This window comes from Staphylococcus hyicus (assembly GCF_000816085.1).
Lineage (GTDB): Bacteria > Bacillota > Bacilli > Staphylococcales > Staphylococcaceae > Staphylococcus > Staphylococcus hyicus.
The window spans coordinates 2,252,970-2,266,919 of sequence record NZ_CP008747.1; the positions used below are offsets into that span (position 1 = coordinate 2,252,970).

14 protein-coding genes are annotated in these 13,950 nt (G+C 38.4%); all 14 read right to left on the reverse strand.

Annotated elements, in window-relative coordinates; genetic code table 11:
* Positions 1 to 35 precede the first annotated feature (35 nt).
* The gene (locus SHYC_RS10705) at positions 36 to 563 is read right to left on the reverse strand and encodes an NYN domain-containing protein (RefSeq protein ID WP_039647047.1); all 528 of its coding nucleotides are present in this window, start codon (positions 561 to 563) and stop codon (positions 36 to 38) included.
* Positions 563 to 1,315: a 23S rRNA (guanosine(2251)-2'-O)-methyltransferase RlmB gene (gene rlmB / locus SHYC_RS10710; RefSeq protein ID WP_037566307.1), complete on the reverse strand. Its 753-nt coding sequence runs from the start codon at positions 1,313 to 1,315 to the stop codon at positions 563 to 565. Before rlmB ends, SHYC_RS10705 begins: the two co-directional genes overlap by 1 nt.
* Positions 1,316 to 1,320: 5 nt before the next feature.
* Positions 1,321 to 1,722, reverse strand: coding sequence for a Mini-ribonuclease 3 (locus SHYC_RS10715; protein WP_039647049.1), 402 nt, complete (start codon positions 1,720 to 1,722; stop codon positions 1,321 to 1,323).
* The gene (gene cysS / locus SHYC_RS10720; protein WP_039647051.1) at positions 1,715 to 3,115 is read right to left on the reverse strand and encodes a cysteine--tRNA ligase; all 1,401 of its coding nucleotides are present in this window, start codon (positions 3,113 to 3,115) and stop codon (positions 1,715 to 1,717) included. Before cysS ends, SHYC_RS10715 begins: the two co-directional genes overlap by 8 nt.
* Positions 3,099 to 3,725 carry a serine O-acetyltransferase gene (gene cysE / locus SHYC_RS10725; RefSeq protein WP_168429109.1) on the reverse strand — a complete coding sequence of 209 codons (627 nt, stop codon included), beginning with the start codon at positions 3,723 to 3,725 and terminating at the stop codon, positions 3,099 to 3,101. The genes cysS and cysE overlap by 17 nt, the downstream gene beginning before the upstream one ends.
* Positions 3,726 to 4,054: 329 nt before the next feature.
* Entirely contained in the window at positions 4,055 to 5,509 is a 1,455-nt protein-coding gene (gene gltX, locus SHYC_RS10730) for a glutamate--tRNA ligase (RefSeq protein WP_039647052.1), read from the reverse strand.
* Positions 5,510 to 5,597: 88 nt separating this feature from the next.
* Positions 5,598 to 6,074, reverse strand: a complete 477-nt coding sequence (ispF, locus tag SHYC_RS10735) for a 2-C-methyl-D-erythritol 2,4-cyclodiphosphate synthase (protein WP_039647054.1) — start codon at positions 6,072 to 6,074, stop codon at positions 5,598 to 5,600.
* Positions 6,067 to 6,762: a 2-C-methyl-D-erythritol 4-phosphate cytidylyltransferase gene (gene ispD / locus SHYC_RS10740; protein ID WP_039647056.1), complete on the reverse strand. Its 696-nt coding sequence runs from the start codon at positions 6,760 to 6,762 to the stop codon at positions 6,067 to 6,069. The genes ispF and ispD overlap by 8 nt, the downstream gene beginning before the upstream one ends.
* Positions 6,763 to 6,764: 2 nt before the next feature.
* Positions 6,765 to 7,826, reverse strand: coding sequence for a PIN/TRAM domain-containing protein (locus tag SHYC_RS10745; RefSeq protein WP_039647058.1), 1,062 nt, complete (start codon positions 7,824 to 7,826; stop codon positions 6,765 to 6,767).
* 16 nt (positions 7,827 to 7,842) lie between these two features.
* Positions 7,843 to 9,216 carry a DNA repair protein RadA gene (gene radA, locus SHYC_RS10750; RefSeq protein WP_039647060.1) on the reverse strand — a complete coding sequence of 458 codons (1,374 nt, stop codon included), beginning with the start codon at positions 9,214 to 9,216 and terminating at the stop codon, positions 7,843 to 7,845.
* Between the two features lie 202 nt (positions 9,217 to 9,418).
* The gene (locus tag SHYC_RS10755; RefSeq protein WP_039647062.1) at positions 9,419 to 11,896 is read right to left on the reverse strand and encodes an ATP-dependent Clp protease ATP-binding subunit; all 2,478 of its coding nucleotides are present in this window, start codon (positions 11,894 to 11,896) and stop codon (positions 9,419 to 9,421) included.
* A gap of 12 nt (positions 11,897 to 11,908) precedes the next feature.
* Complete coding sequence (locus SHYC_RS10760; RefSeq protein WP_082021559.1) at positions 11,909 to 12,913, reverse strand: protein arginine kinase; 1,005 nt, start codon at positions 12,911 to 12,913, stop codon at positions 11,909 to 11,911.
* Positions 12,906 to 13,427 (reverse strand): UvrB/UvrC motif-containing protein, encoded by a 522-nt coding sequence (locus tag SHYC_RS10765; RefSeq protein ID WP_039647066.1) that lies wholly within the window; start codon positions 13,425 to 13,427, stop codon positions 12,906 to 12,908. Before SHYC_RS10765 ends, SHYC_RS10760 begins: the two co-directional genes overlap by 8 nt.
* A gap of 11 nt (positions 13,428 to 13,438) precedes the next feature.
* Positions 13,439 to 13,900 (reverse strand): CtsR family transcriptional regulator, encoded by a 462-nt coding sequence (locus SHYC_RS10770; RefSeq protein WP_039647067.1) that lies wholly within the window; start codon positions 13,898 to 13,900, stop codon positions 13,439 to 13,441.
* Positions 13,901 to 13,950 lie beyond the last annotated feature (50 nt).

Here is a 13,950-nt window from a genome sequence, read left to right on the forward strand (position 1 = left end):
TACCGAGTGAAGACCTTTTGAATCAAGGCGAGAAATTAACGCTTTTTGGGTTGGCCACGTCTAATTTTTTCAAATTCTGACAATACATCATCTGATAATTGAATACGCGTTCTAGGTTTACGCGCTTCAAACGATGACATTGATTGTGAAACGTGATTTTCGTTTTCTTTTAGGTCACGCCACATTTCTCTTGAGGACATGCGGTAGGCGCCCGTACCAAATATTGCATGTTGTTCACTCATATCACTTGTCACAACAGTAATATGCGTCGTGTATTTGTTGTAGATATTATAAACATAACGTTCAATAAAACTATCTGCTGTTTCGTTTTCTTTCGTGAAAATAACGTTTACCCCATGATAAACCGTCTCGGTTTGGGGTGCATCCGTATCATAGGCATCAAATACACAAATCACTTTGCCTTTTATATGTGCATTGTAATTTGATATCGCAATAAGCAATTGTTCTCTTGCTTCTTCTAAATTTTCTTTCGCATAGCGACTTAACTCAGGGGATTGACCAATCATGTTATAGCCGTCAATAATCACATAATAATCAATCATTATGCGTTGTCACCACCAATGGGCGTGCGTTTACGTAACACTTCATACATTAATAAGCTCGCTGCGACAGAGGCATTTAAACTATTCACATGACCCACCATAGGTATTTTAATGTAAAAATCACACTTATCTTTGACGCGCTTACTCATCCCTTGGCCTTCACTACCAATGACCAATGCTAGGGGCATATCCGCTTGCATGTTACGGTAATCCGTCGCATTATTCGCTTCGGCACCTGCCACCCAGTAACCTTGGTCTTTCAACGTATCAATGGTTTGTGATAAATTCGTCACACGTATGACTGGGACGTGTTGAATCGCACCTGTAGATGCTTTAGCAACTGTTTGCGTTAACGCCACCGAACGTCTCTTTGGAATGATAATGCCATCTACACCAGTTGCATCCGCCGTTCTTAAAATCGATCCTAAGTTATGCGGATCTTCTAGACCATCTAAAATAATGACTGTTGATAACGTCTCTTTTTGCGCTTGTTTAGCCAAGAAATCATCTAACGCTACATATTCATATGGTGCAACATACGCAGCTACACCTTGATGAGGCGCATTTGCGATTTGATCTAATTTTGATTTAGGAACCGTTTGTACAACCAGTTTTTGAGATTTTGCAGAATTTAAAATATCTTCAATCTGTTGCTTTTTTACGCCTTCTTGAATGAGCACTTTGTTAATGGCGTGCCCTGTTTGAATCGCTTCTCTTACTGCATGGCGTCCTACAATTACTTCAGTTTCCATTGTACTCAACTCCTTTCTTCAACGATGAATACGATTTTATTTAATAAAGCTGTGACACGTTCATGTTGACCATCTAAATATAAATAGCCGATGACCGCTTCTAATGCTGAACTTTTACGATATGTTTGAATATCTGTATTTTTTGCTTTCGTATAACTTTTAGCATTACGACCGCGCTTTAAAACGTCTAATTCTGATTCTGTAAACCAATCACCAGCTAGTAGTACCTCTAACGTCGCTGCTTGACTTTTAGCAGACACAAAACGTGTTGCTGCTTGATGTAGCCGGTTCGGTTTGCTTTGTTGTTTCAAAATGATATGCGTCCGTACATGCTGATCTAACACCGCATCACCAACATAAGCTAAGGATAACGGATTTAACAATTTAGCGTTTAACGATTTATCCACGTTTATATCTCACACCTTGTGGCGTATCCTCTAAGATGATATTTTGCGCCTTTAATTGATCGCGAATTTCATCGGCACGTGCAAAATTCTTTGCTTTTCGCGCTTCATTACGTTCTTCAATTAGTTTCTCAACCTCTTCATCTAATAATGCGTTCGCATTTCGAGATGCTAATGGTACGCCTAATACGTCACTAAAGATTTCAAAAACTTCTTTGAAACGCGCAATCACTTTTGTAGATGTTTGATTTTCAAGCAAATATTTATTCGCTAATTTGACTAAATCATACCAAGCCGTAATCGCATTCGCTGTATTAAAATCATCGTCCATCACTTTTTCAAATTGAGCTAACGTTGCTTCAATTTGTTCTAAAAATTGATGATCTTCTGTTAAGTCTGTGGCAATGGTTTCGCGTTCAGTGAGTGACTGGTAACTATTACGAATGCGCTCTAAACCACTACGCGCTGCTTCAACCAATTCGATATTGTAATTGATTGGACTACGATAATGTACACTAATCATGAAGAAACGTAAGACATCTGGGTCAACTTCTTTAATGATGTCATGCACTAAAATAAAGTTACCAAGTGATTTACTCATTTTTTCATTATCGATATTGATAAAGCCGTTATGCATCCAATAGTTGGCAAAAGGAGCATGGTTGTGGGCTTCAGATTGTGCAATTTCGTTCTCATGATGTGGAAATTGTAAATCACTGCCTCCTGCGTGAATGTCAATGGTTGGACCTAATTTTTCAAAAGCCATAACAGAACATTCGATGTGCCAGCCCGGACGACCTTCTCCGAATGGACTTTCCCAACTGATTTCACCTGGTTTTGCCTTTTTCCATAACGTGAAATCTAATGCGTCTTCTTTTTGTTCACCTTGTTCAATACGCGCGCCCACTTTTAAATCATTTAAAGATTGGTGACTGAGTTTACCGTAATCTTCAAATTTACGTGTGCGGAAATACACATCTCCGCCACTTTCATAGGCATACCCTTGGTCTACTAAATTCTTAATAAATTTAATGATATCATCCATGTGGTCCATGACGCGTGGGTTGGATGTTGCTTTTTTTATATTTAACGCTTCTGTATCCTCATGAAATGCTTTAATATAACGATCTGCAATTTCAGGTACGGTTTCACCTAATTCTTGTGAGCGTTTGATTAATTTGTCATCTACGTCAGTGAAGTTTGAAACATAATCAACCTCGTACCCTTTATATTCAAAGTAGCGACGCACAACATCATAATTGATAGCAGGCCTCGCATTTCCGATATGAATGTAGTTATATACGGTTGGGCCGCAGACATACATTTTTACTTTTCCAGGTTCTAAAGGTTTAAACGGTTCTTTTTGTCGTGTCAGTGTATTATATAATGTAATCATCTTTGATCTCTCCATTTTTAGTTTGTTCCAGTTGTCGTTCGAGTTGCTTTAATTGTTCATAAATAGGGTCAGGTAAATTGAGGTGGTCAAACGTTTTACCAATGCGTTGGCCATCTTGACGGACAATGCGTCCAGGTATACCTACAACTGTTGTGTAACTCGGTACATCTCTTAATACAACTGAATTCGCACCAATATTGACGTTTGAAGCAATTTTTATATTCCCCAACACTTTTGAACCTGCTGCGATTAGGACATTGTCCCCAATATCTGGATGACGTTTGCCTTTTTCTTTACCAGTCCCTCCAAGTGTCACACCTTGATAAATCGTCACGTTATCACCAATCGTGCATGTTTCACCGATCACCACACCCATGCCGTGATCGATAAATAAACGGCGCCCAATTTTAGCGCCAGGGTGTATTTCAATGCCGGTAAAAAACCGTGAAATCTGAGAAATCGTCCGCGCTAACGTATAGTGTTTTTTATTGTATAGACGATGTGCAATTAAATGGGACCATACGGCATGTAATCCAGCATACGTGGTAATGACTTCAAACGTAGAGCGTGCTGCGGGGTCTTGTTCAAAAACCATCTTTACATCATCCATTATTCTTTTTATCACAGCAAATCCTCCTTTAAAAATAAAAACACCCCTAACAAATGTCAGAGGTGCTTGTGCACGGTTCCACTCTTAATTAGTACATGCTATACATGTACTCACTTTTAGAAATTATTCAACTACATCCATAAAGGTGCATTCAACAAAATTCGTGGTGTACTCGCAGCAACCGTACACTCTCTGAAACACAGCATTTGCTTACTTATCCTTTATGTTTAAAATCACTCTAATCGTATGCTATTTGTACATTGATTGCAAGTTAAAAAACTTACACATCTATGAAACCATGTTATTGTCTATTCGGACAAATAAAAGCATTACAATAATTGTTTTAAACGCGTTAACACTTTCTCTTTGCCTAATACTTCCATCGTATTTGGTAATTCTGGTCCATGCATTTGTCCAGTCACGGCCACACGAATTGGCATAAAGAGTTGTTTTCCTTTGATACCTGTTTCTTTTTGAACAGCTTTAATGGTTTTCTTAATGTCAGCTGCTTCAAACGGTTCTAACGTTTCAAGTTTACTATACAACGCGCGCATTAATTCAGGCACTTGTTCGCCATTCAATACTTCTTGAGACGCTTCATCTAACTCTTTCTCATCTCGGAAGAATAATTCTGATAAAGGTACGATTTCGCCTGCATAACACATTTGCTCTTGATACAATGCTACTAGCTTACGTCCCCAATCTAACTCTGCTTCAGAAGGAGATTCTGGTAATAAACCTGCTTTAATCATATGCGGTAATGTCATTTCGAATACCGTATCTGTATCTTTTTCTTTCATATATTGGTTGTTTATCCATTCTAACTTTTGTTTATCGAAAAAGGCAGGCGATTTTGATAAACGTTTCTCAGTGAAAATCTTAATAAATTCATCCTTACTAAAGATTTCTTCTTCACCTTCAGGAGACCAACCTAATAAACCAATAAAATTAAATAACGCTTCTGGTAAATAGCCTAAATCACGATATTGTTCTATGAACTGTAAAATTTGCCCATCACGTTTACTTAATTTTTTACGTTGCTCATTTACAATCAATGTCATATGTCCAAAACGTGGTGGTTCCCAACCAAATGCCTCATAAATCATTAATTGTTTAGGCGTGTTAGAGATGTGATCATCTCCGCGAATAACGTCTGAGATTTCCATATAATGATCATCGACAGCAACCGCAAAGTTGTATGTTGGAATACCATCTTTTTTAACGATAACCCAATCGCCAAAATTATCAGATTCAAATGAAACATCGCCTTTAACCATATCCTCAAATCGATATGTTTTATTTTGAGGTACACGGAAACGGATTGAAGGTTGACGTCCTTCCGCTTCAAATTGTTGACGCTCTTCTTCAGTTAAATGCGCATGTTGACCACCATAACGTGGCATTTCTCCGCGTGCAATTTGCGCTTCACGTTCTGCTTCTAATTCTTCTTCAGTCATATAACATTTATACGCTTTATCTTCAGCTAATAATTGATCAATTAACGGTTGATAAATGTGGCCACGTTCAGATTGGCGGTAAGGACCGTAGCCTTTATCTTGATCTACAGATTCATCCCAATCTAATCCTAACCATTTTAAGTTATCAAACTGAGACGTTTCGCCATCTTCTAGATTACGTTTCGTATCTGTATCTTCAATACGAATCACAAAGTCTCCATCGTAATGTTTAGCGAATAAATAGTTAAATAATGCAGTACGTGCATTACCAATATGCAAGTAGCCTGTTGGACTTGGTGCATATCTTACTCTTACTCGGTTACTCATCTTGTTCACTCCTGTTTTCATTTTCAATATTTCTATTATAGCATGTGACACCGAAACTAAAATCTAAAATTTTATAAATTTAACAGCACTATTTTTGCGTCAAAGAGATAATGGCTTGTGCTGCGATGCCTTCTTCACGCCCTGTAAATCCCAGCTTTTCACTCGTAGTCGCTTTAACATTAACGCGCCCAATCTCCACTTCGAATAAATCTGCAATCACTTGACACATCGTATCGATGTGCGGTCGGAATTTAGGTTTTTCGGCAATAATAGTTGCATCAACATTATTCATGATGAAACCTTCTTTTTTTACTGCAGCATAAGCCTCAACAAGTAATTGTTTTGAATCCGCATCTTTAAATGCTGGATCCGTGTCTGGGAATAACTTGCCAATATCTCCTAAAGCACATGCACCTAACATCGCATCTGTAATCGCATGTAATAACACATCCGCATCGCTATGTCCTTTGAGTCCTTTCGTATGTGGTACTTCAATCCCACCAATAATCAATGGTCTATGTTCATCAAACGCATGTACATCATAACCCAATCCTACTCTAAACATGTTGATTTCTCCTTTTCTCTAAAAATGCGCGACCTACCCATAAGTCCTCTTCAGTCGTTATTTTAATATTGTCATATTCTCCTTCAACAATATGTATAACTTGTCCTGCATTTTCTAATAGCGACGCATCGTCTGTCCCTTCAAAATGCTCTTGATCTGCCTTGTCATACGCCTTCATCAACATATCATATGTTGCACCTTGAGGTGTTTGCACTTGCCACAATAATGCACGATTTAAAGTTTGAACAACCACGCCTCTTTCAACGACTTTAATTGTATCTTTCGCTTTCACACCGACTATAGCTGCACCATACTCACGAACACCCTCACTTAATTGACGGATGATGTGATGTGAGATAAAAGGACGTGCGCCATCATGAACAAACACAACATCTTGAGCATCCAAATGACATTGTTTAAGTACGTTATAAATACTCTCTTGACGTGTATCGCCGCCATCTACTATCGCCTTAATTTTATCAAACTGCGCACAAATGGCCGTCATACGCTCACGATCTCTAGGATGAATCGCTAAATAAATTCCTTTACACGCTGCATCCGATTGAAAAGCTGTAAGTGTATGTTCAAGTATTGTCATCGTTTCTAATTTAATGAACAACTTATTAAATTCACGTTTCATACGTGTACCTTTACCTGCTGCTGGAATAATAACGTGATAACTTTGCATGCTTATTCCTCCACCTTTTTAGCAAAAATAATACGGCCTGACGCAGTTTGAAGCATACTAATCACTTCTAATTCTAAAGTTTCATTGATATGTTGTTTCGCATCATCAACCACAACCATAGTGCCATCTTCAAAATACCCTACCCCTTGACCAGGTTCCTTGCCAACTTTCGTGATCATCAATTCAAAACGATCACCTTGATGTACTTCTGGTTTTATCGCATCAGATAAATCATTTACATTGAGTACTTTAATATCTTGAATCGCACAAACCCGATTTAAATTGTAATCCGTTGTAATAACATGCGCACGAAAGTGTTGCGCTAACTTCACAATGAGGTCATCAATATCATGATGACTTTTTTGAGGATAAATGATACGCGTCGGGTGTTTGGAGTCATGTATCGCATTTAAAATTTCTAAACCTCTACGCCCCTTATCGCGTTTAATACTGTCATTGGCATCGGCAACGACTTGAAGCTCATTGATGACGCCTTGAGGAATTAAAATCTCACCATCAATAAAGCCTGCTTCCATAATTTTATAGATGCGTCCATCAATAATGGCACTGGTATCAATGATTTTAGGCACTGCATTCCGAGCGTTAATGGACATTGAACGCGCCATGTTTTCTGGTAAAAACAGAAGCATTTCGTCACGTTTTTTCAAACCAAATTGAAACCCGAGGTAACCGAGTAATAACGTAATGATGAGCGGTACAATGCGATTGATAAAATTCGTACCGATAAATTCTAAAATAAATGAAATCATGACTGAAATTGTTAATCCTGTAAACAAACCTATTGTTGCGAAAATGATCTCTATTGCACTGTAACTTAAAATAAATTGTTCTATATTTTTCAGCATATTGGCGATGCGCGGTATAAACCAACCAAATATAAGAAAGAAAACGACCATACCAATAAATGCTGTCACATAATTATTATCTAAAATAGGTGGATGATTGAGATGAAAATCCACAAGTAGCTCAGGAATTAAAAACAATCCTAATACACTACCTATAATCATGTACGATATGACTACCAGAAATTTTACAAAATCCATGCTAAGCCTCCTTTCTTTATCTCTGTTTTAAGGCATATTTTAAAGCTTCATGTGTTGAAGTCACACCGATAACTTCTATATTTTCTGGAAATGTCCATCCACCGATATTGGTTTTTGGGATAATGACACGTTTAAAACCTAACTTCGCCGCTTCTTGTACACGTTGCTCGATACGTGACACTCTGCGTACTTCGCCAGTTAAGCCAACTTCACCAATAAAACAATCTAATCCGTCAACTGCTTGATCTTTAAAACTTGAAGCTGTCGCAATAATGATACCTAAATCCACAGCGGGCTCACTTAATTTGACACCACCTGCAACTTTAATATATGCATCCTGTTGTTGTAATAAATACCCCTCTTTTTTCTCTAACACAGCCATTAATAAACTAAGACGGTTATGATCTATCCCTGTGGCCATGCGTCTTGGGTTGTTAAATGTTGTAGGTGTAACTAACGCTTGCACTTCAATAAGTAAAGGGCGTGTCCCTTCCATCGTCGCAACAATCGTCGACCCTGGCACATTCGTTGAACGCTCTTCTAAAAACATTTCAGAGGGATTTGGAACACTTTTTAAACCAGCTTGCTTCATTTCAAAAATACCCATTTCATTCGTTGAGCCAAAACGATTTTTAACGGCACGTAAAATACGATACGCATGATGTTCGTCTCCTTCGAAATACAACACCGTATCCACCATATGTTCTAACAATCTCGGTCCAGCGATTTGACCTTCTTTCGTCACATGCCCAACTATAAATGTGGCGATATTCATTTGTTTCGCAATATGCATCAGACTTTGAGTACTTTCTCTCACTTGGGACACCGATCCTGGTGCAGAACTAATTTCAGGATGGTATATCGTTTGAATAGAATCCACGACGATTAACTCAGGTTCTACTTTTTTAACTGCCTCGTGAATCACTTCAAGGTCTGTTTCTGCAAATACATTCAACGCACTGGCATCTTCATCCAAACGGTCTGCACGTAATTTGGTTTGGTTCAGTGATTCTTCGCCAGTAATATAAAGCACTTTTTTCTTCTTTGATAACGCAGCACACATTTGAAGGAGTAGTGTGGATTTACCGATACCTGGGTCGCCACCGATCAATACGAGAGAACCCTGAACAATACCGCCTCCAAGTACACGATTAAACTCATCACTATTTGTAAGAATGCGTGGTGTTTTTTCATTTTTAATTTCATTTAACGTTTGTACTTTCGCATGTGTCGATTTTTGTGTACGCACACCATGTTTTGGATGTGCTACTTTTTGTTCTAATGATTCCTCCATTGAATTCCATGCACCGCAATTTGGACATTTCCCCATCCATTTTGGAGACTGATATCCACATGCAGTACACTCAAATGTAATCTTTTTTTTGGCCACGTCGTCGCCTCCTTATTTAGCTATAACAAATCTATTTTATACTTGTACCCTCAATCTGACAAATGAAGAATATAAAAATCGAGCAACCAAAACAGGCTATGTGGATCAACCTCATTATGACACCTTAGAGATGGTTGCCCGTATAACAAAATAGAGGCTAAGACATGATGTCTCATGTCCGAGCCTCAATCACGAAATGCATTTATGACTTTGCTTCGTCTTTATCTTCTTGTATTGTGTCATTGACGTGTGTGTCACGTTCTTGAATGTCATATTGGAACGCTTTTCCATCATAATCAACTGTCACATCTTTACCATCTAATTCTTTACCTTCTAAAATCAATTCACTTAAGTTATCTTCAACTGTTTTTTGAATCGCACGAATAAGTGGTCGTGCTCCATATTCAGGATCATAACCCTCTGTCGCAATTTGATCTTTAGCCGCTTCAGTAACATTAATATTAATATTTTGTTCTGATAGACGTGATGTTAATTTATTCACCATCATTGTAACGATTTCTTTCAATTCTTCTTGACTCAATTTGTGGAAGACAATCGTATCATCGACACGGTTTAAAAATTCGGGACGGAACGCATTTTTTAGTTCTTTCATCATTGTTTTACGAATAGTTTCGTAATCTTCACCGCCACCTTGACCACCGAATCCAGCAAAACGTTGATCTTGAAGTTCTTGTGCACCAACATTTGATGTCATAATGATGACTGTATTTCTAAAATCGACACGACGTCCTTTTGTATCTGTAAGATGTCCATCATCTAAAACTTGTAACAAAATGTTAAAGACATCTGGATGTGCTTTTTCAATTTCATCAAATAAGATAACTGAATACGGTTTACGACGTACTTTTTCAGTCAGCTGTCCACCATCATCATGCCCAACATATCCTGGAGGTGCGCCGACCAATCGACTCACCGCGTGTTTTTCCATGAACTCGCTCATATCAACACGAATCATCGCATCTTCTTCACCAAACATTGTTTCAGCTAATGCACGAGCAAGCTCTGTTTTACCGACACCAGTAGGTCCTAAGAAAATAAAGCTACCGATTGGACGCTTTGGATCCTTGAGACCCGCACGCGCGCGACGCACCGCTTTAGAAATTGCTGTAACGGCATCCTTTTGTCCAATCACGCGTTCGTGTAATGTGTCTTCGAGGTGGAGTAAACGCTCAGATTCCGTTTCATTTAAGCGTGTTAACGGTATGCCTGTCCAACCCGCAATTACTTCAGAAATATCTTCTGCACTTAACGTTGTATGCTGTCCGCCTTGGTTATTTTTCCATTCATTTTTCGCTTCTTCATATTGCGTTTCTAATTTCGTTTGTTTATCACGCAAATTCGCCGCATTTTCAAATTCTTGTGCATGAACCGCTGCATCTTTTTCTTTCTTCACTTGTTCAATTTGTTGCTCAATTTCTTTCAAGTTTGTAGGTGTTGTATGGTGACGTAAACGTACTTTAGAACTAGCCTCATCGATTAAGTCAATCGCTTTATCGGGCAAGAAACGATCTTGTACGTAACGATTACTTAATTTTGCAGCAGCTTCAATCGCCTCATCTGAAATATTAATACGATGATGCGCTTCATAGCGGTCTCGTAACCCTTTTAAAATTTTAATTGTGTCTTCAACACTTGGTTCGTCAACTTGAACCGGTTGAAAACGACGTTCTAAAGCTGCGTCTTTTTCAATATGTTTACGATATTCATCTAACGTCGTTGCACCTATACATTGTAATTCACCACGCGCAAGTGCAGGTTTTAAAATGTTAGAGGCATCAATCGCACCTTCTGCCCCACCAGCACCAATTAATGTGTGCAATTCATCAATAAATAAAATGACATTGCCTGCTTGATGAATTTCTTCCATGACTTTTTTCAACCGCTCTTCAAATTCGCCACGGTATTTTGTTCCTGCAACTACTGTTCCCATATCTAATGACATGACGCGTTTATCTTTTAACGTTTCAGGCACTTCGTTATTAACAATGGCTTGTGCAAGTCCTTCTGCAATCGCCGTTTTACCCACACCAGGTTCACCAATAAGTACTGGGTTGTTTTTCGTACGACGACTTAATACTTCGATCACACGCGTAATTTCTTTCGTACGTCCTACAACAGGGTCCAACGTGCCATCTTTGGCGATAACTGTTAAATCACGAGCAAGGCCATCTAATGTAGGTGTGTTGTTAGACTTCGTCGCTTGGGCATTTTTGTTAGACATTTCTGGGTTACCTAATGCTTTCACAACTTGTGCACGTGCTTTCGTTATATTCAAATCTAAATTCGCAAATACACGTGCCGCTACCCCTTCATTTTCACGGATTAACCCAAGTAATATATGTTCTGTTCCTACAAAATTGTGTTGTAATTTACGGGCTTCATCCATAGAAAGTTCAATAACTTTTTTGGCTCTAGGCGTGTAGTGTAACGTTCCCATGTGGTCCTGTCCATGGCCAATCAATTTTTCAACTTCAGCGACTACTTTTTCCTCAGTAATATCAAAACTTTCTAAAACTTTTGCCGCAATGCCTTCTGGTTCTTTCATTAATCCAAGTAATAAATGCTCTGTCCCAATATTTGAATGGTTCAGTCGAATTGCTTCCTCTTGCGCATGTGCTAATACACGTTGCGCACGTTCTGTAAGTCTTCCAAATAACATAATCGAACCTCCTTATATATGTGTTCGTAATATTTTTGCTCTTTTAGCTTCTATTGATAGCGTTTCATCATTATCGATTAAAAATGGGGATTGGATGGCAATCATTAATTCATCAAATTGAAAATCTTTCATATCTAATATACCTAAATCCACGCCCAGTTTTATATCACTCAGACGGTAAGATGCTTCTTCAACTGAAATTAACTGACTGTATTTTAAAATGCCTAATGAGCGATAAATACGGTCGAGTGTTTCGATTTCTTTATGTGTGTGTAAACGTGTTCTAAATTCTAATTCTTCACTAATAATTTGTTGTACAAGTTCTGTTAAAGCTTCAATAATCTCTTGTTCACTTTTTCCTAGGGTCAATTGATTGGACACTTGATACACATGACCATACACTTGTGACCCTTCACCATAAATGCCTCGAATAGTAAATCCAAATCGGTTGATGGACTGTGCAATACGTGACATACGTTTCATTATGGATAATCCTGGTAGATGAAGCATGACGCTTGCTCTCATTCCAGTCCCTACATTCGTAGGACATGTTGTTAAATAGCCTAAGTCATCGTCATAGCTAATCGCGGTTGCTGCGTCAAGTTCGTCATCAATAGCAGAGGCTTTGTCATATAAATCAGTTAGTGACAAATCTTTACCCATCACTTGAATGCGAATATGATCTTCCTCATTCACCATCACGCTGATTGATTCATCTTCATTGAGCAATACCGCTGATGCCGGTTGTTTCGTTAACTCAGGACTAATCAAATGTTTGGCCACTAACTTGTATTTACTTTGTTGATCTAATTCGTCAAGACGTACAACTTTAAGATTGGATAATGCATCTTGCACTTCGTTGATGACGCGATGTCCTTCGTCTTCAGAAGGAAACATGAGCGGATGCACGTAGTTTTCGAGGTTGCGCGCTAAACGAATACGAGACGACATGACAACGGGTGAGGTATTCGATTCTTGAAGCCAACCACTCATATGATGTTCAAGATGATTACTCATCATTGGCCACCTCACTTTGTTTCGCTTCAAGCGCTTTAATTTCATCGCGAACTACTGCGGCTTGTTCGAACTCTTGCGCATCGACTAATTGTTGTAGCGTGTCACGTTTCGATTCGATTTGTTGTTTTAGTGCGCGTTTACGGTGTGAAGATAACGGATATTTTCCTGAATGTGTTGTATGTCCACCTTGTACTCGTCGAACAATATCATAGACATCTTCTTTAAAAGTAGTATAACAATCATGACATCCAAATTTACCTACATGTGCGATATCTTTGAGCGACATTTGACATGTCGGACATCGTTTTTCCTCACGATATACAAGTTGATCCACGTTAATCCCGTATTTTGCCGCAAGATGTTGTAAAATTTGTTGAACAACAAATGTCCCTTCTACATCTTCGCCTTGGTGCCATTGATCATCAGATTGATTATGAATCTCGTCATGTTTCAACATTTCTTTATTGGGTTTACGCTGATTGTTTTGCGTTAACTTCAGTTCATATTGTGTCATAGCATCACCTTCTAGTAATAATTAATAACCGGAAGTAATCGTTTTAAAATATTAGCACGAATGATATCTCTTGATGCAACATCCATCGTCAATGTTTCTCTATCGACAATTGCAGCAATTAATTTTGCTTCACGTTCTGTAATCAGTTGATTATCTAATAACCCATCTATAATATAGTAGGCTTGTTGTTGAGATATAGACGGACCGATTAAGTCCATTAAACGTTTAATATATGAGGCATGATCTTTCGTTTCAATTTTAGTGATTCGAATATAACCTCCACCGCCACGTTTACTTTCAATTTCATAGCCGTGTTCATTTGTAAAGCGTGTTTTAATAACATAATTCAGCTGAGATGGTACGCAGTCAAATCGTTGTGCGATATTGGCGCGCTGAATTTCCACGACATCATCTTTCGTTTCTTCAAATAATTGCTTAATGTATTGCTCTATGATGTCAGACATATTATGCATGGTATCACCTCTTTTGACCATCTTTGACTATATTATAAAAGTTGGTTTGA